The sequence below is a fragment of the Actinomadura sp. 6N118 genome (genome assembly GCF_044326415.1).
Classification (GTDB): domain Bacteria; phylum Actinomycetota; class Actinomycetes; order Streptosporangiales; family Streptosporangiaceae; genus Spirillospora.
In genome coordinates, this window is the sequence record NZ_JBIRAZ010000001.1 from 429,562 (window position 1) to 454,890 (window position 25,329).

Here is a 25,329-nt window from a genome sequence, read left to right on the forward strand (position 1 = left end):
ATCTGGTCCTGGCCGTTGACGGTTCTGGAACGCTCCAGCACACTCGGGTCCCACCCAACCGCGAACGGGAGGGGACTTATGAGAATCGCATTGGCAGGCGCGGGACGCATCGGGGCCCGCCACGCAGCCGCGCTGGCCGGGCTGCCCGAGGTCGAGGCCGTGCTGGCCGCCGACGCCGATCCGCGGCGCGCCCGCGATCTGGCCGCCAGGGTGCGCGGCGTACGGGCCGTCGACACCGTCGAGAAACTGTTCACCACGGGCGCCGACGGCCTGGTGATCACCGCCGCGACCGACGCGCACGCCGGGCTGGTCGGCCGGAGCGTGGCCGCCGGCATGCCGGTCTTCTGCGAGAAGCCACTGGCGTCGACTGTTGATGGAACGTTCCAAACCGTTGCCGCCGCACGTGCCGCGGGAGTGCCCGTGCAGGTCGGCTTCCAGCGCCGCTTCGACGCGGGCTACCTCGTGGCACGGGACGCGGTCGCCTCCGGACGGCTCGGCTGGCTGCACACCGTGCGGTCGTGCAGCTTCGACCCGGCGCCGCCGCCCGCGGGCTACATCCCGACGTCCGGCGGGCTCTTCCGGGACTGCGTGATCCACGATCTCGACTCCATCCGCTTCGTCACCGGCCGCGAGGTGGTCCGGGTCATGGCCATGGGCGCCAACAAGGGCGACGAGATCTTCCGGGAGAGCGGCGACGTCGACACCGGGACCGCACTCGTCACGCTGGACGACGGCACCCTCTGCACGGCGTCGGCCACCCGCTACAACGCCGCCGGGTACGACGTGCGGCTGGAGGTCTTCGGCTCCAAGGACAGCGTCGTCGCCGGTCTGGACGACCAGACGCCCATCAGCCCCATACCTGAACGGGCCCGGCCGGCCGGGCACGCCGCCGAGGCCTACAGCGGCTTCCTCGAACGCTTCGCCGCCGCGTACGACGCCGAGCTGCGCGCGTTCACCGACCTGGTCGCCGGGCGGCGGAGCAACCCGTGCCCGCCTGAGGAGGCGCTCGAAGCGTGCTATCTGGCCGAGGCCTGCGAGCTCTCCAAGCACGAGGGCAGGGTCGTCGAGATCGAGGAGGTACGGCGATGAGGATCGCCGGGGCGCCGATCTCGTGGGGTGTGTGCGAGGTGCCGGGCTGGGGCCACCAGCTGGCGCCGGACCGGGTGCTGGCCGAGATGCGCGACCTCGGCATCACCGCGACCGAGCTCGGCCCAGCCGGGTTCCTTCCGATCGGGCGGGATGAACGCGACGAGCTGCTCGAGTCGTACGGGCTGGAGCTGATCGGCGGGTTCGTGCCCGTCGTCCTGCACGATCCCGCGTACGACCCCATGCCGGAGGCCAGGCGTGCCCTCGACGACCTCGGCGAGGGCACGACGCTGGTGTTGGCGGCGGTCACCGGGCTCGACGGTTACGACCGGCGGCCGGCCCTGGACACCAAGGGCTGGACCACCCTGCTGGCCAACCTCGATGCGATCTTCGCCATGGCCGCCGACCGCGGGCGGTGTGCCGTCCTGCATCCGCATGTCGGCACGATGGTGGAACGCCGCGACGAGGTCGAGATGGTCCTCGGCGAATGCGGGATCCCCCTCTGCCTCGACACCGGCCACCTCCTCATCGGAGGCACGGACCCGTCCTGGCTGGCCCGCACCGCCGCCCACCGGATCGCCCACGTTCACCTCAAGGACGTGGACACTCAGCTCGCCGAGCAGGTGCGCGCGGGGCAGACCGGCTACACCGAAGCGGTCGGCGCCGGGATGTACCGGCCGCTCGGCCGCGGGGACATTGACATCGCCGGGATCGTCCGCAGTCTGGAAAACGCCGGGTACGAAGGCTGGTACGTCATGGAGCAGGACGCCGTGCTCACCGCCGAGCCCGCACCGGGCGGCGGGCCCTACGACGACGTCCGGGCGAGCCTGGAATACCTGGCCGAGTCCGACCTGACTGAGTCCAACCTGACTGAGGTGGACCTGACTGAGCCGGACCTGACAGACGCGGGCCCGGCAGAGGCCGGTTTGGCGGAGGGGGCGTCGTGACGAGCCGGTACGACCTGATCACCATGGGCCGGGTGAGCGTGGACATCTACCCGCACCAGGTGGGCGTCCCGCTGGAGGACGTGGAGACGTTCGGCAAGTATCTCGGCGGGAGCCCCACCAACGTGGCGGTGGCCGCGGCCCGGCTCGGCCGCCGCACCGCGGTGATCACCCGGACCGGCGACGATCCGTTCGGCCGGTTCGTGCACCGCGCGCTCAAGGAGTACGGAGTCGACGACCGCTTCGTCACGGCGGTTCCGGGGCTGCCGACACCACTGGCGTTCTGCGAGATCTTCCCTCCGGACGACTTCCCGCTCTACTTCTACCGGTATCCGAAGGCCCCCGACCTGGAGATCCGGCCGGACGAGCTGGACCTGGACGCCATCCGTTCCGCGCGCCTCGTCTGGGCCACGGTGACCGGGCTGTCCCAGGAACCGAGCCGCGAATCCACCCTGGCCGCGCTCGCAGAGCACACCGGGAGCGCCGGGCGGACCGTGCTCGACCTCGACTACCGGCCGATGCTCTGGTCCGCGCCCGAGAACGCCCGGCGGTGGGCGCAGTCCGCGCTGGAACACGCGACCGTGGCCGTCGGAAACCTGGAGGAGTGCGAGGTCGCGGTGGGCGAGCGGGAGCCGCACGCCGCCGCCCGCGCCCTCCTCGACCGCGGCATCGAACTCGCCGTCGTGAAGCGCGGCCCCGAGGGCGTCCTCGCCGCGACAGCGGATCAGGTGGTGGAGGTCCCGCCCGCGCAGGTGAAGGTCGTGAACGGGCTGGGAGCCGGGGACGCGTTCGGCGGCGCCCTGTGCCACGGGCTGCTCGCCGGATGGGACCTTGAGCGTGTCATCACGTTCGCGGGCGCCGCCGGTGCGATCGTGGCCTCACGGCTGGCCTGCTCCGACGCCATGCCGACCGAGACCGAAGTGGACGAACTCCTCTGGGAGACTTCGAGATGAAGCATCACCTGCCCTCTGGGATGACCGCCGACGGGCCGTACCGCCTGATCATCACGCCCGAGACGGCCGGCTGGGAGCACACCGCGCTGCGGGTGCTCGAACTGCCGGTCGGCGGCGCGCACACGTTCGGCACCGGCGAGTTCGAGATGATCGTGCTGCCGCTCTCCGGCTCGTGCCGCGTCACCTGCGACGGGGAGGTCCTGGAGCTGCGCGGCCGCCGCACCGTCTTCACGCGGGTCTCCGACTTCGCCTACGTGCCGCGCGACGCGCAGGTCACCATCACTGGGCGGGGACGGTTCGCGCTGGCGGGGGCACGGTGCCGCGAACGGCTCGTACCGCGCTACGGCCCGGCGGGACGGGTGCCCGTCGAGCTGCGCGGAGCGGGACCGGCCAGCCGCCAGGTCAACAACTTCGGCACACCCGAGGGGTTCCCGTACGCGGACAAGCTCATCGCCTGCGAGGTCCTGACGCCGGGTGGTTGCTGGTCGTCGTTCCCGCCGCACAAGCACGACGAGGAGACGCCGACGGAGTCCGTCCTCGAAGAGATCTACTACTTCGAGGTCGAGGGTCCGTCCGGCATGGCCTACCAGCGGGTCTACGGCTCGACCGACGTCCTCGAAGAGGTCCGCACCGGGGACGCCGTGCTGATCCCGCACGGCTGGCACGGCCCGTCGATGGCGGTGCCGGGACATGATCTCTACTACCTGAACGTGATGGCCGGGCCCTCGGACGAACGCGCCTGGCGGATCTGCGACGACCCGGCCCACACCTGGATCCGCGAGACGTGGACCACGCAGTACATCGATCCCAGGCTCCCGTTGACGTCGGTGGAGGAACGATGACCAGGCTCACCGTCGCGCAGGCGACCGTCCGCTTCCTGGCGCACCAGTGGTCCGAACGGGACGGCGAACGTCACCGTTTGATCTCGGGATGCTTCGGAATCTTCGGACACGGGAATGTGGCGGGGATCGGGCAGGCACTGCTGGAGGAGGGCTTCCCCTATCACATGGCCCGCAACGAGCAGGCGATGGTCCACACGGCCGTCGGGTACGCGCGCACGCAGGACCGGCTGCGCACGTACGCCTGTACGACGTCGATCGGTCCGGGCGCGACCAACATGGTCACGGGCGCCGCGCTGGCCACGATCAACCGCCTCCCCGTGCTGCTGCTCCCCGGCGACATCTTCGCCACGCGCAGCGCCAACCCCGTGCTCCAGGAGCTGGAGGACGCCCGTTCGTACGACGTGTCGGTCAACGACTGCCTCAAGCCGGTGTCGAAGTACTGGGACCGGATCAACCGGCCGGAACAGCTCCCGTCCGCGCTGCTGGCCGCGATGCGCGTGCTGACCGACCCGGCCGAGACCGGCGCGGTCACGCTCGCGCTGCCGCAGGACGTCCAGGCCGAGGCGTACGACTGGCCGGACGAGCTGTTCGAGGACCGCGTCTGGCACGTCGGCCGCCCGGTGCCCGAGCCCGCCGCACTCGCGCGGGCGGCGGCGTTCCTCACGGCGGCGGAACGGCCCTTGATCGTCGCGGGCGGCGGTGTCATCTATTCAGGTGCCGCCGGCGAACTGCGTGCGTTCGCCGAGCAGACCGGCGTGCCCGTCGCCGAGACGCAGGCGGGCAAGGGCTCGCTCGCCTGGGACCACCCCTGTGCTGTGGGCGCGATCGGCGCCACCGGTTCGACCGCCGCCAACGCGCTCGCGCGCGAGGCCGACGTCGTGCTCGGCATCGGGACCCGCTACAGCGACTTCACCACCGCCTCACGCAGCCTCTTCGCGCGGCCGGGCGTGCGGTTCGTCAACCTCAACGTCGCCGCCTTCGACGCCGCCAAACACGCGGGGGAGTCCCTCGTTGCCGACGCACGGGCCGGCCTCGCCGCCTTGCGCGGAGCGGTCGGTGACTGGGCCGTCCCGGAGTCCTACCAGGAGGAGGCCCGGATCCTGGTCGCGCGCTGGAACACGACCGTCGACCAGGCGTACGCCCTCGGCCACACGCCGCTCCCCGCCCAATCGGAGATCCTCGGCGTCGTCAACGAGGTCAGCGGGCCCCGCGACGTGGTGGTGTGCGCCGCCGGGGCGATGCCGGGCGACCTGCACAAGCTGTGGCGGGCCCGTGACCCCAAGGGCTACCACGTGGAGTACGGCTTCTCCTGCATGGGCTACGAGATCGCGGGCGGGCTGGGCGTCAAGCTCGCGGCGCCCGACCGGGACGTGTTCGTGATGGTCGGCGACGGCTCGTACCTGATGATGGCGCAGGAACTGGTGACCGCCGTCGCCGAGGGGGTCAAGCTGATCGTCGTCCTCGTGAACAACCACGGCTACGCCTCCATCGGCGGCCTGTCGGAGACGGTCGGCGCCCAGCGTTTCGGCACGGCTTACCGCGACCGCGAGGGCGGCCTGCTCCCGGTCGACCTCGCCGCCAACGCCGCCAGCCTCGGCGCCGACGTCGAGCGCGCGGGTACGATCGCCGAGTTCCGCGCCGCGCTGCAGCGGGCCAAGGAGTCCGCGCGCACGACCGTCGTCCACGTTGAGACCGATCCGCTCGTATCCGCTCCCGGCAGTGAGGCCTGGTGGGACGTCCCCGTCGCCGAGGTGTCGGCGCTGGAGACGACCCAGGAGGCCCGCGCCCGATACGAGAAGGAGCGGCAAGCCCGACGCTCCTACCTGTGACCTTTCTTCGCTTTCCTAGCCCACCCCATTCGGGGAGAACGGAGAACGCCCAATGAAGCGCATACGGAGGTCCGGCCTGACGGCCCTGGCGGTGGCGGGCGTGCTGTCCTTGGCGCTCACCGCGTGCAGTGAGTCGGGCGGCAAAGAGGCAGAGAAGACGCCGGGCGTGGGCGGTGCTGGGCCGAGGCTCAAGGTCGCCATGGTCACGCACTCCGGGCCGGGCGACACGTTCTGGGACATCGTCCAGAAGGGCGCCAAGGCGGCCGCCGCCAAGGACAACGTGGAGTTCCTCTACTCGGCCGACCCGGACGGCGGCAAGCAGGCGCAGCTCGTCCAGGCCGCCATCGACAAGAAGGTGGACGGCATCATCGTCACCTTCGCCAAGCCGGACGCGTTGAAGGACGTGGTCGCGCGCGCCACCGCGGCCAAGATCCCGGTCGTCTCGATCAACTCGGGCGCCGACGTGTCCGCGCAGTACGGCGCGGTCGCGCACTTCGGACAGGACGAGACCGTGGCGGGCGAGGCCGCCGGCCGCGAGCTCGCCAAGTCCAATGCGAAGAAGGCGCTGTGCGTCATCCACGAGCAGGGCAACGTCGGCCTGGAGGACCGCTGCGCCGGCGCTAAGAAGACCTTCGGCGGCTCGATGCAGAACCTCTTCGTGCAGGGCACCAACATGCCGCAGGTCAAGTCGTCCATCACCGCCAAGCTGCAGGCCGACAAGTCCGTCGACGGCATCCTGACCCTGAACGCCGCGATCGCCGCCACCGCCGTCGACTCAGCCAAGGAGGCGGGCAGCCAGGCCAAGGTGGCCACGTTCGACATGAACAAGGACCTGGTCGCCTCCCTCAAGGCGGGCACGATCCAGTTCGCCGTCGACCAGCAGCCCTATCTGCAGGGATACGAAGCGGTGGACGAGATCTGGCTGCTCAAGAACAACGGCAACGTCCTCGGCGGCGGGCGGCCGGTGCTGACCGGGCCGGCCATCGTCACCAAGGACACCGCGGCCTCGATCGAGCAGTTCGCCAACCAGGGCACGCGCTGATGGGTCAGGCAGTCGTCCAGCCGCCGCCGATCGCGGCCGACGAACGGGTCACCCGGCGGTCGCCCGTGCGGCGGCTGCTGGGCCGCCCGGAGCTCGGCGCGCTGATCGGCGCGGTGGCGGTGTTCGTGTTCTTCTCCGTCGTCGCCGACGCGTTCCTGCAGGCCAGCTCGTTCTCGACGGTGCTGTACGCGGGTTCCACGTTCGGCATCATGGCGGTCGGCGTCTCGCTGCTGATGATCGGCGGCGAGTTCGACCTGTCCGCCGGGGTGATGGTGACGACGTCGGCGCTGATCGCCGCGCTGTTCAGCTACCAGCTCACGCTGAACGTGTGGGTCGGCGTGGTGATCTCGCTCGTTCTCACGCTCGCGCTGGGATTCCTCAACGGGCTGCTCTATGTCAAGACCGGGCTGCCCAGCTTCATCATCACGCTCGCGACGTTCTTCATGCTGGCCGGCGCCAATCTCGGCGTGACCAAGGCCGTCACCGGCAACGTCGCCAGCGACTCGGTCCGCGACATGGACGGGTTCGCCACGGCGCGGAACGTGTTCGCGTCCGACGTGGTGATCGGCGGTGTCAACGTCAACATCACGGTCTTCTGGTGGCTGCTGCTGGTCGCGGTGGCGACGTGGATCCTGCTGCGCACCCGCACGGGCAACTGGATCTTCGCGTCCGGCGGTGCCGCCGCCAGTGCCCGGGCGGTCGGCGTCCCGGTCACCCGGACCAAGATCGGCCTCTTCATGGGGGTCGCGTTCTGCGCCTGGTTCTCCGGGATGCACCTGCTGTTCGCGTTCGCCTCGGTGCAGTCCGGCGAGGGCGTCGGCAACGAGTTCTTCTTCATCATCTGCGCGGTGATCGGCGGCTGCCTGCTGACCGGCGGCTACGGATCGGCGATCGGCGCCGCCATCGGCGCGTTCATCTTCGGCATGGTCAACAAGGGCATCGTGTACGCCGAGTGGAACCCCGACTGGTTCAAGTTCTTCCTCGGCGCGATGTTGCTCATCGCCACCGTCGTCAACCTCATCGTGCGCCGACGAGTGGAGCAGTCGAGATGACGACCGGGAACACCGACACGACCGGGGCCACCGAAACGGCACAGCCCCTGGTCAGGCTCGACGGGGTCGGCAAGAACTACGGCAACATCATCGCCCTGCGCGAGGTGTCCCTGGAGGTCTCGCCCGGCGAAGTCACCTGCGTGCTCGGCGACAACGGCGCCGGCAAGTCCACCCTCATCAAGATCGTGGCGGGTCTGCACCGCCATGACGCCGGCGCGTACCACGTCGAGGGGGAGGCGGTCTCCTTCGCCTCGCCCCGCGAGGCCCTCGACCACGGCATCGCCACCGTCTACCAGGACCTGGCGGTCGTGCCGCTGATGCCCGTCTGGCGCAACTTCTTCCTCGGCTCGGAGAAGCGCAAGACGTTCGGGCTCATGGACATCGAGTTCATGCGCAAGACGACCAAGAGCGAGCTCCTCGCCATGGGCATCGACCTGCGTGACGTCGACCAGCCCATCGGCACCCTCTCGGGCGGCGAACGCCAGTGCGTCGCGATCGCCCGCGCCGTCTACTTCGGCGCGAAGGTGCTCGTGCTGGACGAACCGACAGCCGCCCTCGGCGTCAAGCAGGCGGGCGTCGTCCTCCGCTACATCGTCCAGGCACGCGAACGCGGGCTCGGCGTCATCTTCATCACCCACAACCCGCACCACGCCTACCCGGTCGGCGACCGCTTCCTGATCCTCAAACGCGGACGCAGCATCGGCTACCACAGCAAGGACGACATCACCCTGGACGAGCTCACCGCCCTCATGGCGGGCGGCTCCGAACTCGAAGAGCTCGCCCACGAGCTGCAAGGCATCACCGCGGGCAAGGAACTGACCGAGGAGGCCAAGAAGCTCGGCCTCACCGACTAGAGCCAGGTGGCAGCGGCGAGGATCTTCTCCAGGCCGGGGGTGTTCCAGTCGTCCACGATGAGGATCTTGGACTGCGGGAAGAACCACGTCTTCTGGATGAACGGGTCCTTGCGGGTGCCATTGACGTCCTGGGCGATGCAGTAGAAACGCCACTCGTAATACTCGGCCTTGCGGTTGCCGACCTGCGCCAGGCCCTTCTTCATGAGCCGGTCGGGAGTTCGCATCCGGTAGGTGGCGGGTTTGGGCGGGCACACGCCGCCCGGATCGTTCGCAGGGTGGAAGCCCTTGCCCCGCCGGTACCTGGCCTCCTGTGCCTCCTGCGTCCAGAGCATCTTGTTCTCGTCCAGCAGCGCGAAGCTCGGGCAACCGGAGTTGTAGTAGGTCCTCCTCATGTCCGGGTACCAGGCGTTGGCCGGGCAGCGGCCCGGCACGTCGACCCGGTAGTTGCCGCCCGGCCCGCCGAGGCGCTGGACCTTCCATCCCTGGGGGACCGACAGCTGCAGCCTGCCAAGGGTGATCGGGATGCCGGGCGGCGGCGCGGGGGACGAGTTGGCGGCCGGCGCCTTGGGCTCCGGCTCGGGTTTGGCGGCCTGGTAGACGCCGACGCCACCGGCGGTGGCGCCGACGACGGCCGTTCCGGCGATGGCGACGGCGGTCTTGGTGCTGAGCGCGGTGAGCACCCCGCTGGAGCCCGCGGTGGAGGCGCCGGCCCCGGCCGCCGCCACGGACGCGCCCGGTGCGAACCCGGCTGCGGCGAGCGGGAAGAGCGCGGCGAGCGCGATGGCCGTGCCGGCGAGGGCGCGGACGCCGCGTGACTCCCAGTCCGGGCCGTACGTGGAGCGGGCGACCTCTTCGAGCTCCCCGACGAAGACGGCCGCGCTCGCGGGGCGTTCACCCGGTTCCTTGGCCATGCCCTTCGCGACGAGCGGCCGCAGTGCGGTGGGGATGGCCTCCAGCGGGATGGGCGTGTTGACGTGCCCGTTCATGAGCGCGGCCTGGTTGCCGCCCTCGTACGGACGGCGGCCGGTGACGCATTCGAAGAAGACGCAGGTGGCGGCGTAGACGTCGGTCGCCGGGGACGCCGGTCCACCCCGCCACTGCTCGGGCGCCATGTAGAGCGGCGTGCCGGCGGACGACGACGCGCCCTCGGGCGTGGCGATCCCGAAGTCGATGAGCTTGCTCCGCCCGTCGGCCGGTACGACCACGTTCGCCGGTTTGTAGTCGCGGTGGACGACGCCCGCCGTGTGAGCGGCGGCAAGGCCCAGCAGCGAACCCTTGAGGACGGTCAGCGCCGCCTCCGGCTCCAGCGTCCCGTACCGCTCCAGGATCGTCTTGAACGGGACGCCCTCGACCGCCTCCATGATGATCGCGACGCCCTCGTCCGTCTCGACCAGCCGGTAGAGGCGGGCGACATGGGGGTTGTCGACCTGCCCGAGCATGCGCGCCTCCTGCCGGAGCCTTCGCTGAGCCTCCGGGTCGGCGTCGGCGGGCAGGTACTTGATCGCTACCGGCGTGCCCCGCTCGGCATGCCGGGCGAGCACCACCCTGCCCTGGGCGCCCCGGCCCAGCTCCCGCACTTCCTCGAACCCAGAGACCCGCCACTCCGTCAACGCCGTGCTCCCTGCCCGTCAGTGATCCGCCGCCTGTCTGACGCGGATCCCGCCCTCCAGGTTCGCGGACGATGATCTCTGACCCGTCACGTCAGGCCGCCGTGTCAGACTGCTCTGTCAGATCGCTGTCAGGCCGTCCAGGTGGCCTTCTGGAGGATCGCGCCGAGGCCGGGGGTGTTCCATTCGTCCACGATGAGGACGTTCGACTGCGGGAGGTACCAGAGGCGGTGCACGAAGCTGACGTTCGTCTTCTCGTACTTGGGAATGATCTTCGCGCAGGTGATCTGCCACTCGCGGTACTCGGCCTGGCGCCCGCCGATGGGGGCCAAGCCTCGTTTCACGAGCTTTTGACCTCCGACGCCGAACAGGTCGGCGCGGGGCGGGCAGGCGTGCGTCGCCTCGGTGTCGGGGGCGAAGGTACTCGTGATCTTGAACGTGTTCCAGCCCAGCTCGCCGTCGTTGCGAAACGGCATGACGATCACCGCGAAGCTCGGGCAGTGGTTGTTGTAGTAGGGGTCCTGCTCGCGCGTCTTCCCCTCGCGCTTGTCGTTTTCCTGAACCAGCTTCGGCACGCGGCATTGACCGGGCACATTCACCCGGTAGTTGTACGTCAAGGGCGTCCGGGAGTTGCGTTCGTACACCGGTAGCGGGTGCGACTTCCAGGTCAGGGGGAGCCGCAGGGAAAGCTTGCCGAACGCGACGTTCTTGCCCGGAGCGAGCGAGCTCGCCGCCGCGGCCGGTCTGCGCGGCTGCGTATCGTCGGACTGCGCGTACTCATAGACGCCGAAGACGCCCGCCGTGGCGCCGACCACGGCGGTGCTCGCGATCGCCACGGTGGCCTTCGTCCCCAGCGCTCCCACCACACCGGACGATCCCGCGGCCGAGGCGCCCGCGCCCGCGGCGACGCCCGCCGGGGCGAGGCCCGCGGCGGCGAGCGGGAACAGCGCGGCGAACGCCAGGGCGGCGCCGCCCAGGATCTGCACCCCGCGCGACTCCCAGTCGGACCCGTAGGCCTTGCGCGCGGTCTCCTCCAGCTCGGCGACGAACGCGGCGGCGCTCGGCGGGCGTTGCGCCGCCTCCTTGGCCATGCCGCGCGCCACGAGATGCCGCAGCGGCTGGTCGACCTCTTCGAGCGGGACGGGGGTGTTGAGGTGCGCGTTCATGAGCGCGGCCTGGTTGCCGCCCTCGTACGGACGGCGGCCGGTGACGCATTCGAAGAAGACGCAGGCGGCCGCGTAGACATCGGTGGCCGGGCTCGCGGGCCCGCCCCGCCACTGCTCGGGCGCCATGTAGACGGGCGTGCCGGAGGCGGAAGAGCTTCCGGTGAACGTGGCGATGCCGAAGTCGATGAGCTTGCTCAGGCCGTCGGCCCGGACGACGACGTTCGCGGGCTTGTAGTCGCGGTGGACCACACCCACCGCGTGGGCGGCGGCGAGGCCCAGCAGCGAACCTTTGAGGACGGTCAGCGCTGCTTCTGGCTCCAGCGTTCCATAACGTTCGAGGATCGTCTTGAACGGAACGCCCTCGACGGCCTCCATGATGATCGCGACGCCCTCGTCCGCCTCGACCAGCCGGTAGAGCTTGGCGACGTGCGGGTTGCGCACCTGGCCGAGCATCCGTGCCTCGTAGCGGAAACGCTCCTGCGCCCCGGCGTCCGCGTCGGCCGGCAGATATTTGATGGCCACAGGAGTGCCCTTGACGGCATGCCGCGCCAGCACAACGCGACCCTGCCCGCCCCGGCCAAGCTCCTTGACTTCTTCGAATTCCGAAACACTCCACTCAGTCACGCCCATGTGACGCATCATGCACCCGAAAAGTTGTCGTTCGTCCCTGGAGTGTCACTCGTCCGACGTGATGATGTGGCGTGCGGTGTAGCTGACATCCGGATGGGCGTGAGTGCGAAGAAGGCGGAGCAGGGCGCGCCATTCCTCCGGCCAGCCCGCTCGCGGTGCGTGACGACCGGCCAGGGCGCAGGCGAACAGGCCACCGGACAGGTCGCCGCGCGCGGCGAGCCGTTCCGCGTGCGGCTGGACCTGCGCGGGCTCGGGCAGCAAGTAGCCGTACGACCAGGGCTCCACGTCGCCGGAGGCCAGCGCGTGCGCGACGGCGTCGACCGCCAGGACGCCGCCCATGGGCCGGTCGGCGAGCGCGTCGATCTCAGCGGCGACGCCGGGGGCGTCCCACCGTACGGCCGCCGCGAGGAGCTCGCTCGCCTGCGGTTCCGGCAGCCGCCCGTCGAGGGCACGGACGGCGGGTTCGGCGGCGTCGCGGGAGCGCACGGCCTTCGCGCGCACGGCGTCGACGAGGGCGCCGAGCCGCTGGAAGGCGGGCCGGTCGCGGTCGGCGGCCGCGTCGGGCTCGGCGGAGGCGCCAGCGAGAGCGTCGGCCGCCGCCGAGAGCTCGGCGGCGCCCGTGCCGCTCGTTGCGCAGCCGATCAGTGCGTCGAGCGCGGCCCGCCAGCCGGTCACGGCCAGGTCGGTGAGGAGCGCGGCGGCGACGGCGGGCGCGTCGGGCGCCCACGGCGCCCAGGCGGGGAGCGCGGGCAGTGCCGCAGCACGCGCCTCGGGGTCGGTGGAGCGGGCGACGTGGACCACAAGCCGCCCGTAGGCGGGCCGGTGCCGATCCTCGATCAGGAACGGAGACGTGCCGAGGACCTGGCGGGCCAGGTCGCGCGGACCGTTCGCGGCCTCGGTCAGGATCCGCATCGCGACCGGGTCGCCCAGGCGCGCGCGCATGGCCGAGGCGATCGCGGCCCGCACATCGCGATGCTGGCCGGGGTCGTCCCAGGCGGCCTCGATCAGGGCCATCGCCTCGGGCACCCGGTTGTGCAGGAGGATGCGCAAGGACTCCTTGCGAGCGGTGATCTTCCCGGTGGTGAGCACCGGTCCGAGCTGGGCCGCGAGGGCGCTCGGCGGTACGTAACGTGCCGCCCGGGCCGCCGCGTACACCGCGACATGCGCGTCATCGCCGGACGCGTGCTCCAGCAGAACGGGCAGCATGTCCTGGGGCGTCGAGATCCAGGGAGCGGCGGTCAGCGCGACCCGCCGCAGCAGTGCGTCCGGATGGGTGAGATAGGGGAGGAGCTCGTCAGCCCCCACGCCGGGCACCGCGCCGATGTTGCGGACGGCCTCCGCACGGCGCGCGTCGGGCGTGCCCTCGTCCTGTGCCAGGAGATGCTGCAACTCCAGGTAGCGGACGCGCTGCCCGGCAGTCCAGCGGCGCGGCCACGAGGACTCTGCCGAGGGCACGTGAACGACGTTCGGCGTCGAGAAGCGGCCCGGCGGCACGTTCCCCGACAGAGGAACGTCCAGCAGATCGGTACGGGCGGTGGCCATCACAGCGAACACGCTGGCAAGAGCCACCGCGGACGGCTCCCGCGCCAGAAGGCGGGCGACGCGGTCCCCACGAGCCCGCGGCGGGGCGAGCCACAGCCTGATCGCTTCCTTGGCCACGGCCGTCTCCCGTGCGTCCGTGGCCTTCTCCAGCGCGTCCTGGAGCAGCGGGACGTCGTGCGCTCGGCGGCGCAGAGACCTGGTGAGCCTGAGCGCCAACCCGTGGTCGCCCCGCCGCTGCGCCTCGGAGAGCTGCGCCGCAAGCACGCGTACAAGACCGTGTTCGGCGCCGTGCGGCAGCACCGTGTCCAGCTGTCCGAACGCCGCGTCACCCAGGTGGTCGGTGAGCTTCCCGAACAGCTCCAGCCCCTCGGCCACAAGGCTCTCGTCGCCGCGCATCGCACCCTGCCGGCAGATGAGCCGGGCGAGCCGCGCGATCGCGTCGCGTGTGGCGTACGAGCAGTCGCGCGCGTTGAGGGCCTCCTCGGTGAGCCGGGCGAACGTGGCGCCATGCTCCCTCCGGATCTGGCCGGGCGGGATGGCGGCGAGCGCGTGCAGCGCCGCTGACCGGACCGGGTCCTGCTCGTTCCGCAGCCGCCCGAGCGAGTCGAACAGCCGCGCCAGCACGTCGGGGTCGCGGGCCCGCCCGGCGCAGCCGATGAGCAGCCGGTAGCCGGTCGCGCGTTCGTCGGCGTCCTGCCGCTCGGTGAGCGCCTTGAGGATGGGGAACGCCTCGTCGTACGGCAGATAGGAAGCGATCTCCCAGTACCTGGCCGGTGTATGAGCCACCCGCCGCAGCTCCAGCATGCGCCGGGCCTCCCGGACGCGCGCCGCAGCGGGCAGCACGTCGAGCAGTTCGGTGTTCAGCTCCATCGCGCCGCGGTCCACGCCGGTCATGACCAGCTCGAAGACCTGCTCCCGGCGGCTCGGCGGGAACTCCTCGACCAGCAGCCGCAGGACGCGCTCGTCTGCCCGGACCGCGTGCGCCACGGCGGCCAGGTCGTTCTCTCCCAGCTTGGTCATCCGCCGCCGGATGGACGGCGTGCGCAGCAGATTGACGAGCTGATCCCGGTGCGGCTCCGACAGCAGCAGCCGCATCATCCGGTCGCGGTCGGCGTCCAGGAGCTGCCCCAGCGGCGGGACCAGCGCCGCAGGCAGCGCTCCTTCCACCCAGTGACTTTCAAGAAGGCCGATGACTCGGCCGGGCTCATGCTCAACGGCCGCCGCGACACCGTCCGCCGGACCCCACCACCAGTGGCGCCGCATTCCCTCGGGGAGACCGGCGAGGGCCTCCTCCGCGTGGTCGAGCATCACGCCGGGGTGGGAGCGGCCGAACGACCGCCAGTTGGGCACCGCGTGGGCGAGCGCGCCGATGCGTTCGCGGGCAACCCGCTCTCCGCAGACCGGCAGCAGGGAGGCCGCCTCGTCCTCGCCCCACCGCGCCGCCACACGTTCGATCAGCGCCTCGGCCAGGTCCGCGCGCCGCCATCGCCGGATCCCCTGGTAGGCGGCCGAACGGAGGGCGGCGGGCGCGTCGTCGAGCAGCGCGGCGAACGCCTCCGGACCGACTCCGAGCCGTGCCGACCAGCCGATCGCGACCCCCGCCAGATCGACGGCGGGGTCCCGCATGGCCGCCGCCAGATGATCCAGACCCGCCGTGTCACGCGCGGCCGACGCGATGAAGATCGCCAGCGACCGTTCATAGTGGTCACCGCGGCCGAGCTCGTCGAGTACCTGGGGCTCAACTCCCTGGCGGGCGAGCGCCGCCAGGCGACGGCAGCGTTCGCCATGGGCGAGGGGTTCGATCTCGTTCAGCAGTTCCGCGACGCGCATGGAGCGCATCCTTCCGGATCACGAAGTCGCGGTCACCTCGATATCCGGCACGGGCCGGGTGGCGGAGATCTGGGCGGCTAGGAGGCGGACGCGGGGTTCGTGGTCGTCGTAGCCGACGACCACGGGGGGCTCGTTGTAGGGCATGGTGTCGGACGAGCGGCGCAGCTTCACGTACTGCCCGCAGGCATCGATGGCGTACGGCTCCATGTCGTCCTGGAGTGCGCCGATGACCGTGATGCCGTGCGTCTCACCGATCTTGCGGAAGAGGGCGACGGCCTCCTTGCGGTGCTCCTTGCCGAGGTTGCGGCCGAGCTCGTCGAGGACGAGGACCAGGCGGCCGCCGCCGGAGCTGGCGAGCGCGGCGGCGCAGACGAGCTTGACCGCCTTCTCGTCCATGAGGGCGGTGTTGGCACGACGGTTGTACGGGACGTACCGCTGGCCGTCCGAGCGTCGCCACTTGGGGGTCACGCGCCAGCGCCACTCCTGCTCGGGGTCGCCGGGTTGTTCGGGGGTCGGGAATTCCAGGGTCGCGCCATATCCGCCGTATGCCAGGTCGAGCTTCTCGAATTCTTCTGAAACGCGTTGGAGGCGTGCCCGGATCGCGGCGGTGAGGGCGGTGCGGTGGGCCTCGGCGGCACCGGCGGCCTCATGGGCGCCCTTCTGGGCCTTGTCGAGGTCGGCCCGGCGGGCGGAGAGCTGGACTTCGATCTGGTGGCGCTGGTGCCGTTCGTAGTCCTCCTGCTGGCGGAGGTAGTTCTCCAGGACCCTGACCAGGCGGGGGAACGTTGCCTGCTCTCGTTCGGTCCGGCGGCCTTCGCCCTCGGCTCTTGCGTTGAGGAGGAAACGCATCTCCTCCGGCATGTCCTCGTCGGCCGGGCCGTCGGGGAAGACCCGGCGTGTCCCTTCGGACAGGTGCTTCTCGGCGCTGTGCCACCACTCGTCGGGCGTCCAGGTCCGTTCGTCGGCGTCGAGGGCCGCCAGCCACTCGGCGGCACCGTCACGGGACCCGCCCCACTCCTTTTCGAGGTCGTCGAGGCCCAGGGCGGCCCGCTTGCCTGCGAGATCTGACTGTGCGGTGCGGATCCGGTCGCGGTCGCGCTCGTGCGCCTCGCGGCGGCCGCGCAGGCGGTCCACTTCGAGGGCGCGGGTGTCGGCCTTGGCCTGGAGGCGCCGGAGCGCCTGTTCGGCTGAGCCGAGGCGCGGCCCGAGCTTGGCCTCGCTGCCCGCGAGGTCTTCGAGCTGCTCGCGGAGGCCGGTCATCTTCTCGCGTACGAGCTCCAGCTCGACGGCGGCGCGGGCGCCGGTGAGACGGCGGCCGGCGAGTGCGATGTCGGCGGCGGCGTCGGAGGTGCGCTGCCGGGCCTTTTCCAGGGTTTCACTGGCTGTCTGCACTGCTGCCCGGGCCGCCTGGACGCGGGCGACGCGGCCGGTGACCGGCTCGGGGAAGCCGCCGATGATGATGACGCCGGTCCCGTCGGCCGAATCGAGGGCGGTGAAGAATCCGCGCAAGGGGAGGGCGGAGTTCACGCCGTCGGGGTGGCCTTCCAGATCGGCGCCGTCGGGGTCCAGATCGCCGTCCGCCGGGACGATCATTGAACCGGGGAGATCGCGCAGAGCGGTGGTTGCGGCGTCGATGTCTGAGGATCCGACGACGACGGCCTCGCGATAGGGCCAGAGCGCCGCTTCCCAGCGTTCCCGGATGTCCTCGGCGAGCTCGACCGCGTCCAGGAGGCCGACGGCCGCGATCCCGGCTGCGGCGAGGGCACGGATCTGCGCGGGGGCGCTGCTCTCACCCGCCTCGGCCTCGGCGAGTTCGCGCTCGGCGCGCGCCACCACGCCCTTGGCCATGCCGAATTCCTGCTGCGCCTCGTCGCGGCGCGCCTCGGCCTCGGCCAGCTCGCGCTGCGCGGTCTCGGCGTCGCGGCCGTCGGCTTCGCGCTGTTGCTCCTCCAGCGCCGAGACCTGGCGGCGCAGCTCGTCCATGCGGTTGCGGGCCACGGCCTTGTCCGCGCCGATCTTCTCGGCCTGCCCCTTGAGGTCGGCGAGGGCGGCGCCGGCCTCGGCGAGCTGCGCGTCCAGCGCGCCGCCGGTGAGCTGCTCGACCTCCTTCGCGGCGGCGCCGATCGCCGCGACGATCTCCTCGTTCTCCTCGTGCAGCCGTTCCTGCTCGGCGGCGTACGCGGCGTCGGCCTCGGCGGCGTCCACCAGGAGCCGCGCCTGCCGGGTCCGCCAGTAGCGCTGCGCGGCGGCCACCTCGGCACGGGCGCGGTCACGCCGGTCGAACGTCTTCAGCAGCGAGCCCGCCTCGTTCTCCCACTCGGCCAGCCGCTCGCCCGCCTCCACCACCTTGGCCCGCTCGCGGTGCTCCTCCGAACGTGACGTGCGCTCGGCCTCCAGCTCCCGGTCCAGCCCGGTGAGCGCGGCGATCGCGCTGAAGATGCGCTCCGGGCTGATCTCGTTGAGGGGCTGGGAGAGCAGGTTGGTCGCGACCTTGGACCGTACGGACGTGGAGAGGAACGACACGCAGCGCACCTGGCCGCCGTACAGGGTCCTGCCCAGGTCCTTGGCCACCAGGTCGCGGCGCCCCGCGCTGCGGGGCAGCGAGGCCCACATCCGGTCGGCCGCCGCGACGCGTTCGGCCTCCGAGGGCGCCGCGGCGAGGTGCACACCCTGGCGCCACCGGATCTCCAGATGCGGCGCGTCCGCGTTGACCCGCAGCCACACCGTCACCGCCGTGCCCCCGACGATCCCGTCGGCCTCTTCGCCCTCGGCGTGTTCGAGTTCGGCCTCGTCAACCTCGGCGTCTTCAGGAAAATCGAAGACGCCGACGATGTAACCGTGGTCGGCGCTCGCCCATTGAGCGTCGCCCTGCGCCGCCAGCTCGGCGTTGAACAGCAGCTCGGCGACGGCCCGCGCGCCCGACGCGAACCGCCACTGCTCGTCGCCCAGCAGCGCCGTGATCGCTGCGATGAACGACGACTTGCCCGCGCCGTTGGAGTCCTTGGGCCCCTGCCCGGCGACGACGATGAGCGTCCCGGGCACGGTCGGCACCGGGTGCGTGGACAGCCGCGAGATGTTCACGGCCTGGACGGCGATCAGCGTACGGGCGCCGACGACGCCCTCGGTGCCCACGCCCCCGCGGGCCGACTCGGCACCCGGCAAGAGCGGTTCGAGGACAGCGGTCATGGGTTCCCCCCGGCTTGGTTGCGGCGGCGTGCCCTGATGGCCGCCGCGAGCGGCGAATCCGGCCCGGCCGCGAGAATGAGCTCCTCCTGCAGTCGGCGGCGCGCCGCGTCGGTGAGCCGGTGGAACTGCGGGCCCGGAACGAATCCGCCTGCCTCTTCCGTCCCCGCCTTCACCTGGGACACCAGCCCCGCCGTACGGAGCCGCCGCAGCGCGCTCTCCAGCTCCCCGATCGGCAGCTGCGACCGGCGGCGCAGCTCCTCCAGCGGCGTCGGGTACGTCGACATCCACGAGTCGTCGCCCAGCAGCCCGGCCGCCCGCGGGATCGCCACCGAGTGGATCAGGACGAGCACCAGCACGGCACGGTCCCCGACCGAGGGCACGCACGCGGGGTCGCCCGCCAGCTCGGCGGTGACGTCGTCGCGGTATCCCGAGATCCACTCGTTCTGGCTGGAACGCACGAGCGTGCGGCCGGTCAGCCCGAGCATGCCCTCGACCGTGCGCCGCAGCGCCGGCTCGCGCAGGGCCGTGAAGCGCACCTCGGGTACCGGTTCGGCGGCGTGCTCGACCGCCATGTAGGCGGCGACCAGCTCCGACCGCCGCTTCTCGTCGTACGACCGCAGCAGTGGTTCGAACAGCTCACTCACCCGGCGCCTCCGGCGGCTGCGGGAGACGCCGCAGCAGGTCGCGCAGCGAGGACAGGGATTCCTCCGGCCACATCGCGACCCGGGGCCCCGGCCGTACCGTTCCGGCATCCTGGTCGAGCAGCAGCCAACCCGTGTCGGCCAGGCGGCGCAGCTCACCCGTCGCCCACCGGCGGGCGAGCTCGCTGTCGCCGCGCGACATGCCCACGTACACCTCCAGCACGGCGGCGACCGGCGCCCGCTCACCAGGCCACGGCGCGTCGTCCAGCCGGGGCCAGCAGCAGCGCAACGCCGCAGCCAGGACGCGTCGCGCCTGCCCCGGCCGGTCCAGCGGCATCGGCGCGGTCTGGTACTCCTCCAGCAGCGCCGGCGTGGCTCCGTCCGGCCAGGAGGGCAGCAGCCACACCCGGCCCCCGCCGGCCTCGGTCGCGGCGGTCAGCCCGGCCGGGACCGGCTCGGACGCCGGGATCGAAGGAGTGCCCAGCACGCGGGACCGCGCCCGCGCGAGCACCTCCGGCTCAACGCTCACGAGGCGGTCCTTTCGAACGTGCTGGTCCTTTCGAACGTGCCGGGGGAGAGCCAGGTCGGCGACCCGCCCTCCCGGACGGTCATGCCGTCCGACCACACCAGGCGGTAGGGAAGCTCCGGGTGCAGGTGGGCCGCCGACAGGTCGGCCAGCATCCGGCGCGCCGTCACCCAGTCGTCGCCCAGCACCTCCTCGACCGCGACCCGGTCTCCGCCCCTGAGGACGTGCTCAGCGACGGTGCGCAGTCGTTCAGCGGTGGCGTCGTCGGAGCCGGTGTCGTCCGACAGGCCGGGGTCGGGCCCGGACGGCCGGGGCGGCGCGGGCCGGGGCGGCGTGGTGCGCGGCCCGTCCTCCACCGCCGTCACCACGGCCGACGGCTCGTGCCAGGGCGCCGCCGCGTCGAAGACGAACTCTTCCAGGACGGCCGCCAGGTCCTCCCGTGACGCCGTGCGGGCGAACGTCCGCCATGTCTCCGGAGGCAGCAGGGTGAGATTGCGGGTCGTCCCCGCAGAGTCGGTCAGCCGCGCCGCCGCCCGGCGGGACGCGTCACCGTAGGCGTAGATGGCCGCGCGCAACTCCGTGCACGTCCGGTCGAGCTGCGGCCAGCGCCGCAGAATGGCGCCGTGCAGCCGTTCCGCTCGCAGCAGGATCTCCTCGGTGCCCCACAACTTGGGCGCCTGCTCGCGCAGCTCCTCGATCGTTCCATTCGTCAGGGTCAGCAGCTCGACGCTCCACAGCCGGAACGCCCGCGCCAGACCCTCGGCCCCGTCCCGGGCCTGGGCGGGAGTCATCCGCGGGTCGGCCACGTTCAGCTGTTCCAGGGCCAGCAGCCGGTGCATCTCGCTCTGGCCGCCGTCCAGCATCATCCGCCGGACGAACATCAGGCCCACCACGCTGGTGAACGAGGCGCGGTAGCGGAGCTGGTTGGGCTTGGGGAAGACCTCGCGGATCGCGCCGAGCCCCTTCAGCACCCGCAGCCGGTTTTCGAAGACCTCGGCCGGGTAACGCCGGCATACGTACCGCATCTGTTCGCGGCTCAGCCCGTCCTCACCCGCGTCAGCGAACGCGGTCAGCAGTGTCTCGGCCACGTCGACCAGATCGGGATCGTCCACCACCGCGCCGCTGTCGCGGGCCAGGGCGGCGAACATCTGCCGGTAGACCCCCAGCACCGCCTCGCCGACCAGCGCGTCGTCCAGGCTGGGCACGGCGGGGTCGTTGATCACGTTCTCGGGGGAGGATGACACGGCGCACTACGGTACGGCCCCCGGGCCCTCAACGTGGAATCGACGGCCGAAGAAGGGCGTGTTCACCTGCGCGCTCACCTGTTTGGTCACCTGTTCGCTCACCACGGTGGGGCAGGGGCGGCAGGCCTCGGCGGAGCGGCGATCGGGGCGTGGACCGGTGCTGGGGCGGCGGCCAGGGCAACGCCCATCTGGGCACGTTTCTTCAGGCGCGCGGGAATGGTGAGGCAAGCGTGCAGCGGCGCGCCGAAGGTGAGCACGAGGAGAGGAACGGTGAACCACAAGGACCGTTCGGACGTGACCTCCGACATCGTGATCGTGAATGTCAGCAGGACGAGGTAGAGGGCGCCGAAGAGGATCCACAGCCGATGCCGGTGCCGGATCCCGATGTAAAAGAACGAGACCCACGACGTGAAGCCGAGCGAGAACGTCGGCAGGACCCAGAGGCTGTGCAGCAGGATCCAGCCGATCGAGTGTTTTTGCGACCCCGGAATATGAGCAGGGGCCGCCGCGATGCCGTGTCGTCCGGTGCCCGGGTCCATGGTCGTCGTTCGTGCCCGATACGGCGGTGCGGTCGCAGCGGCTCCCGGCCCTTCTGACGGAGCTGGTACGGCGAGACGAACGAGGGCCTGGGCATAGAGGTGGTGGCCGCTGAGCGTGGCGGGCGAGAGCACGATGCCGCCGATCGGCGCTGCGGGCCCGACATGACCGAGGAGTCCCTCGTACACCTCGCGGGCATCACCGGGACGGTCGCGCGGCTCCTTGGCGAGCAACCGCTGGACCAGCCACTCCAGCTGCGGCGGAACGTCGGTCCGGCCGATGGGGGCTGGGGACTCCTGAAGGTGCTTGTAGCTGAGGGCATGCGGGGATGTCGCCTCGAAGACCGGCCGGCCCGCGAGCATCTCGTACATCACGCAACCGATGGCGTACAGGTCGCTGTGCGGCGTGACCCGTTCGCCGCGCAGTTGCTCGGGCGCCATGTAGGCGGGCGTGCCGACGGTGTCGCCGGTCTTGGTGATCCTCGGCACCCCGGCCGCGTCGAGCACGGTCGCCACGCCGAAGTCGAGGACCTTCGCCGAGCCGTCACCGGTCAGCATGAGGTTCTGCGGCTTGAGGTCGCGGTGCACGAGCCCGCGGCCGTGGGCGACCGTCAGCACCGCGCACACCTGGGCCGTGATCGCCGCGACCCAGGGGACCGGCAGCGGGCCCTCCTCGGCGATCAGATCGCCGATCGTGTGCCCCTCGATGAGCTCCATCACCAGGTAGAGGCCTCCGCCATAGGCCCCCGCGTCGTACACCGCCGGCACTCCGGGATGCTGCAGGCGCGCGGTGAACGCGGCCTCGCGGGCGAAGCGCTGGACCAGTTCCTCGGGGTCCGTCCGGGCCGTGATGAGTTCGTTGGTGAGCAGCTTGACCGCGACCTTGCGGTTGCCGAGTTGCCGGTCGGAGCCCTCCCAGACCTGGCCCATGCCACCACGTCCCAGCGGCGTGCTCAGGTCGTAGCGACCCGCGAGTAGCCCCGGTGCCATCGTGTCCCCTTTGCAGCCACCGCCCCCGAAGTGGCACACATTGTGGCCTATCGGCGGGCCCGCGGGGACGGCTTGGCGATCTTCAGCGAGCTTCTGGCTTCAGCGATCTTCAATGATCTTCTGGCAGAAGGTGGCCTTGCGCCACGCCGTCGGCCAGCAGCTGGGCCATCTCGCTTCCGAGGGCGACGCTGCCGCGCAGCGCGTACTCCAGCTCCTGGACGCGGCGGAACACCACGCCGAGCCGGCGCTGCTCGTCCAGCGGCGGCCGCGGCACCTGGGCCCGCCGCGGGTCGACCCGGCTGCCGGTCGTGGCCCCCGAGGCGGACCGCACGTTGGCGGTGCTGCGCAAGATGCCCGCGAGGTAGTGCGGGTCGAGCACCGACGCATCCACTCGTACCAGCCAGAGGTGCGGGCCGAGCAGCGCGCCGTCCTGCTCCACGACCCGGGCGGCGAAGTGGCGGGCGGCCGCCGTCACCACCACGTCCCCGCTCCGCGTGATGATCCAGGGCTCGCCGGTGCCGGCCTGGCCGGCCTCGGCTACACGGCCGGCCTCCACGACCCGGCCGGACGGCCGCCGGCCTTCGATGACGTCCTCGGTGGTGAGGAGCGGACGGCCGGACCCGGCCGCATCGGGCTCCCGGCCGGTCGGCCCCTGGAGCAGGGACAGCGCCCCGATCCGGGCGAGCTCGGCGAGCGACGTCACCGGCAGCTCGCGCGGCTCCGGCTGCGGTTCGACGCCGGGGATGAGCTTGCCGAGCCCGTTGACGAGCGCCGCCAGCCGGTCGCGGGTCTGCAGGTAGCGTTCGGCGGTCTGGGGCCCGCCTGCCGTGGCCAGGTGCCGGCCCGGCGTGAGGTCGACCTCGTCGTCCAGCAGGTCGATGACGGGGACGACCCGGCCGAGACCGGGCTCGTCCAGGTCGGGTTTGGTCTGGAAGTCGCTCCAGAGCCGCGTGACGCCTTCAGCGTCCGCGCCCTCGACCATCAGCACGCCGTTCGGGGACGCCGTCGTGCCGGGGTGCCGCAGCAGCCAGAGATGGTACGAGTCGGAGAGCGCGACGACGGCGCGCAGCGCGCCGCGCCGCAGGAGCTGGGCGCGGATCCGGCGGCCCGAACGGCGGCCGGCGGCGGCGGGCGGCATCAGGACCACGGCCAGGCCGCCCGGATGGAGATGGGCGAGGGCGTGCTGCACCCACGCCAGCTCCGGCTCCATCCGCGGAGGCAGGCCGTACTCCCAGCGCGGGTCGGCGGTGAGCTCCTCATGGCCCCAATGGCGGTGGTGGAAGGGCGGGTCGCACAGGACCGCGTCGGCTGTGTTTCCGCTGAACGCGTCGTCCCGCAGCGAGTCGCCCATCCGGATCTCGACACCCTGGTCTCCGGCGAACTCCAGCCGGGTGCGGGCGATGTGAGCGAGACCTGGATCCTGCTCCTGGCCGAGCAGCCACCGCACAGACCGCGCCGACTGCGCCGACTGCCCTGACTGCGCCGACTGTGCCTCGCGGAGCAGGGCGCCCGTTCCGCAGGCGGGGTCGAGCACCGCGCCGGTGCCCGGGTCGAGGAGGCCTGCCATCAGCGCCGCGATCTCGGGGGGCGTCGTCTCGCCGCGCCGCGCGTGCACCTCCAGATGCCGGCCCACGAGGAACTCGAACGCCTCTTGCGCGCCCCAGGCCTCGGCCAGCTCCCGGAGCCCTTCGACGGTCATGGGCCGCGTTCCCCGCAGCTGGTCACCGGCCTCGCCGACGACAACGCCGAGGTGGGCCTCGTCGGCCGCCATCCCGCGCAGCCGCTGCCAGACGTCTTCTTCGAGCGGGACCTCGTTCAGCTTGCCCTGCGTACGAAGCCAGGCCGTGATCTCGGCGAGGGAGAACGTGGGACTGGCCACCGTCCCGCCCACCGGACGCGGGAAGTCCGGATGCCGCCGCCGCCAGTTGCTCACCGCGGCCCGGCCTACTCCGGCCAGCCGTGCGATGTCGGCCGCGGTCACCGTGGCGTCCTCGGGCACGTCCGGTCCTCCTCTGCTCGGCAACAGAACGCTAACACGATGCATGCCGACACACAGGACATGGCCGTGAACTCAAGTCACATCGACACAAATAGATTCACACGTTCTTCTTGTGAACTCAATTCACTCATGCTCTAATCGGTGCCGTCGAAACGCCCGCCCTTCCAGCGCGGCCCCTTGCCAGCACAGACCCTGGAGGTCTCATGTCCGTTCGTCGCCTCATCGCCGGCCTGGCCCTTGCCTCGCTCGCGCTCACCGGCACCGCCTGCGGAGGCGCGTCGGGATCGTCGGGCAAGCCCGCGAAGGGCTCCAAGAGCAAGACCAGCACGAAGGGCAAGACCGGCAAGGCCGGGAAAGCCGGAAAGGCCGGCAAGCAGGTCGCCAAGCTCGGCCAGGAGGCCAGGGACGGCAAGTTCGCCTTCACGGTCACCAAGGTCAAGCCCGGCGTCCGCAAGGTCGGGTCGGGGATCCTCGCCGAGAGGCCGCAGGGCGAGTTCGTCCTCGTCGCGGTCACCGTCAAGAACATCGGCGACGAGGCTCAGATGTTCATCGACTCCGAGCAGAAGGTGGTCGACACCGGCGGCAAGGAGCACACTCCCTCAACCGAGGCCGCCATCGTCCTCAACGAGAAGACCCGGGCCTTCCTGACCGACATCAACCCTGGCAACTCGGTCAAGGGCCTGCTCGCCTTCGACGTCCCCAAGGGCACGAGGCTCGCCTCCCTCGAACTCCACGACTCGGCCTTCTCCGGCGGCGTCGCGGTGTCCCTCGCCCCGTGAACGTGCGTCACTGCCGCGGCCCCGTGAACGCGCGGCATTGCCGCGCCGTCC

Annotated in this window: 18 protein-coding genes; 9 read left to right on the forward strand and 9 right to left on the reverse strand. The window is 71.5% G+C overall.

Features of this window, described 5'->3' with window-relative positions; genetic code table 11:
• Positions 1-78 precede the first annotated feature (78 nt).
• The 8 genes from ACH34W_RS01930 to ACH34W_RS01965 are packed head-to-tail and all read left to right on the forward strand — an operon-like array spanning position 79 to position 8,602.
• Positions 79-1,089, forward strand: a complete 1,011-nt coding sequence (locus ACH34W_RS01930) for a Gfo/Idh/MocA family oxidoreductase (RefSeq protein WP_395958895.1) — start codon at positions 79-81, stop codon at positions 1,087-1,089.
• Positions 1,086-2,033 carry a TIM barrel protein gene (locus ACH34W_RS01935; RefSeq protein WP_395958896.1) on the forward strand — a complete coding sequence of 316 codons (948 nt, stop codon included), beginning with the start codon at positions 1,086-1,088 and terminating at the stop codon, positions 2,031-2,033. Before ACH34W_RS01930 ends, ACH34W_RS01935 begins: the two co-directional genes overlap by 4 nt.
• 23 nt (positions 2,034-2,056) lie before the next feature.
• The gene (gene iolC, locus ACH34W_RS01940) at positions 2,057-2,983 is read left to right on the forward strand and encodes a 5-dehydro-2-deoxygluconokinase (protein WP_395959287.1); all 927 of its coding nucleotides are present in this window, start codon (positions 2,057-2,059) and stop codon (positions 2,981-2,983) included.
• Entirely contained in the window at positions 2,980-3,825 is an 846-nt protein-coding gene (iolB, locus tag ACH34W_RS01945) for a 5-deoxy-glucuronate isomerase (protein ID WP_395958897.1), read from the forward strand. Before iolC ends, iolB begins: the two co-directional genes overlap by 4 nt.
• Complete coding sequence (gene iolD, locus ACH34W_RS01950; protein ID WP_395958898.1) at positions 3,822-5,654, forward strand: 3D-(3,5/4)-trihydroxycyclohexane-1,2-dione acylhydrolase (decyclizing); 1,833 nt, start codon at positions 3,822-3,824, stop codon at positions 5,652-5,654. The genes iolB and iolD overlap by 4 nt, the downstream gene beginning before the upstream one ends.
• Before the next feature lie 52 nt (positions 5,655-5,706).
• Complete coding sequence (locus ACH34W_RS01955; RefSeq protein ID WP_395958899.1) at positions 5,707-6,696, forward strand: sugar ABC transporter substrate-binding protein; 990 nt, start codon at positions 5,707-5,709, stop codon at positions 6,694-6,696.
• A complete protein-coding gene (locus ACH34W_RS01960; protein WP_395958900.1) occupies positions 6,696-7,748 on the forward strand; it encodes an ABC transporter permease in 1,053 nt (350 codons plus the stop codon). The genes ACH34W_RS01955 and ACH34W_RS01960 overlap by 1 nt, the downstream gene beginning before the upstream one ends.
• On the forward strand, positions 7,745-8,602 hold the full coding sequence (locus ACH34W_RS01965; RefSeq protein ID WP_395958901.1) for an ATP-binding cassette domain-containing protein: 858 nt from the start codon (positions 7,745-7,747) through the stop codon (positions 8,600-8,602). Before ACH34W_RS01960 ends, ACH34W_RS01965 begins: the two co-directional genes overlap by 4 nt.
• Here ACH34W_RS01965 and ACH34W_RS01970 read toward each other — a convergent pair.
• From ACH34W_RS01970 to ACH34W_RS02010, 9 genes are all read right to left on the reverse strand, one after another.
• Positions 8,599-10,212, reverse strand: coding sequence for a serine/threonine-protein kinase (locus ACH34W_RS01970; protein WP_395958902.1), 1,614 nt, complete (start codon positions 10,210-10,212; stop codon positions 8,599-8,601). The two genes, ACH34W_RS01965 and ACH34W_RS01970, sit on opposite strands and share 4 nt — an antisense overlap.
• Before the next feature lie 128 nt (positions 10,213-10,340).
• Positions 10,341-12,005 (reverse strand): serine/threonine-protein kinase, encoded by a 1,665-nt coding sequence (locus ACH34W_RS01975; RefSeq protein WP_395958903.1) that lies wholly within the window; start codon positions 12,003-12,005, stop codon positions 10,341-10,343.
• 45 nt (positions 12,006-12,050) lie between these two features.
• Complete coding sequence (locus ACH34W_RS01980; protein ID WP_395958904.1) at positions 12,051-15,377, reverse strand: hypothetical protein; 3,327 nt, start codon at positions 15,375-15,377, stop codon at positions 12,051-12,053.
• Between the two features lie 18 nt (positions 15,378-15,395).
• The gene (locus ACH34W_RS01985; RefSeq protein WP_395958905.1) at positions 15,396-18,563 is read right to left on the reverse strand and encodes a chromosome partitioning protein ParA; all 3,168 of its coding nucleotides are present in this window, start codon (positions 18,561-18,563) and stop codon (positions 15,396-15,398) included.
• Entirely contained in the window at positions 18,560-19,207 is a 648-nt protein-coding gene (locus tag ACH34W_RS01990; RefSeq protein ID WP_395958906.1) for a hypothetical protein, read from the reverse strand. The genes ACH34W_RS01985 and ACH34W_RS01990 overlap by 4 nt, the downstream gene beginning before the upstream one ends.
• Positions 19,200-19,733 (reverse strand): hypothetical protein, encoded by a 534-nt coding sequence (locus tag ACH34W_RS01995; protein ID WP_395958907.1) that lies wholly within the window; start codon positions 19,731-19,733, stop codon positions 19,200-19,202. Before ACH34W_RS01995 ends, ACH34W_RS01990 begins: the two co-directional genes overlap by 8 nt.
• Positions 19,730-20,974, reverse strand: a complete 1,245-nt coding sequence (locus ACH34W_RS02000; RefSeq protein ID WP_395958908.1) for a hypothetical protein — start codon at positions 20,972-20,974, stop codon at positions 19,730-19,732. The genes ACH34W_RS01995 and ACH34W_RS02000 overlap by 4 nt, the downstream gene beginning before the upstream one ends.
• Before the next feature lie 98 nt (positions 20,975-21,072).
• Complete coding sequence (locus ACH34W_RS02005; RefSeq protein ID WP_395958909.1) at positions 21,073-22,500, reverse strand: serine/threonine-protein kinase; 1,428 nt, start codon at positions 22,498-22,500, stop codon at positions 21,073-21,075.
• Positions 22,501-22,609: 109 nt separating this feature from the next.
• Positions 22,610-24,499 carry an N-6 DNA methylase gene (locus ACH34W_RS02010; RefSeq protein ID WP_395958910.1) on the reverse strand — a complete coding sequence of 630 codons (1,890 nt, stop codon included), beginning with the start codon at positions 24,497-24,499 and terminating at the stop codon, positions 22,610-22,612.
• 203 nt (positions 24,500-24,702) lie between these two features.
• On the opposite strand from ACH34W_RS02010, the gene ACH34W_RS02015 reads away from it, so the two are divergent.
• Positions 24,703-25,278: a DUF4352 domain-containing protein gene (locus ACH34W_RS02015; RefSeq protein WP_395958911.1), complete on the forward strand. Its 576-nt coding sequence runs from the start codon at positions 24,703-24,705 to the stop codon at positions 25,276-25,278.
• The last annotated feature ends 51 nt before the right edge of the window (positions 25,279-25,329 follow it).

Coding starts and splice junctions, on each gene's coding strand:
- ACH34W_RS01935 (WP_395958896.1), top strand. CDS start 1,086: ATGAGGATCGCCGGGGCGCCGATCTCGTGGGGTGTGTGCGAGGTGCCG.
- ACH34W_RS01960 (WP_395958900.1), top strand. CDS start 6,696: ATGGGTCAGGCAGTCGTCCAGCCGCCGCCGATCGCGGCCGACGAACGG.
- iolD (WP_395958898.1), top strand. CDS start 3,822: ATGACCAGGCTCACCGTCGCGCAGGCGACCGTCCGCTTCCTGGCGCAC.
- iolB (WP_395958897.1), top strand. CDS start 2,980: ATGAAGCATCACCTGCCCTCTGGGATGACCGCCGACGGGCCGTACCGC.
- ACH34W_RS01965 (WP_395958901.1), top strand. CDS start 7,745: ATGACGACCGGGAACACCGACACGACCGGGGCCACCGAAACGGCACAG.
- iolC (WP_395959287.1), top strand. CDS start 2,057: ATGGGCCGGGTGAGCGTGGACATCTACCCGCACCAGGTGGGCGTCCCG.
- ACH34W_RS01975 (WP_395958903.1), bottom strand. CDS start 12,005: ATGGGCGTGACTGAGTGGAGTGTTTCGGAATTCGAAGAAGTCAAGGAG.
- ACH34W_RS02005 (WP_395958909.1), bottom strand. CDS start 22,500: ATGGCACCGGGGCTACTCGCGGGTCGCTACGACCTGAGCACGCCGCTG.
- ACH34W_RS01930 (WP_395958895.1), top strand. CDS start 79: ATGAGAATCGCATTGGCAGGCGCGGGACGCATCGGGGCCCGCCACGCA.
- ACH34W_RS01985 (WP_395958905.1), bottom strand. CDS start 18,563: ATGACCGCTGTCCTCGAACCGCTCTTGCCGGGTGCCGAGTCGGCCCGC.
- ACH34W_RS01980 (WP_395958904.1), bottom strand. CDS start 15,377: ATGCGCGTCGCGGAACTGCTGAACGAGATCGAACCCCTCGCCCATGGC.
- ACH34W_RS02015 (WP_395958911.1), top strand. CDS start 24,703: ATGTCCGTTCGTCGCCTCATCGCCGGCCTGGCCCTTGCCTCGCTCGCG.
- ACH34W_RS01955 (WP_395958899.1), top strand. CDS start 5,707: ATGAAGCGCATACGGAGGTCCGGCCTGACGGCCCTGGCGGTGGCGGGC.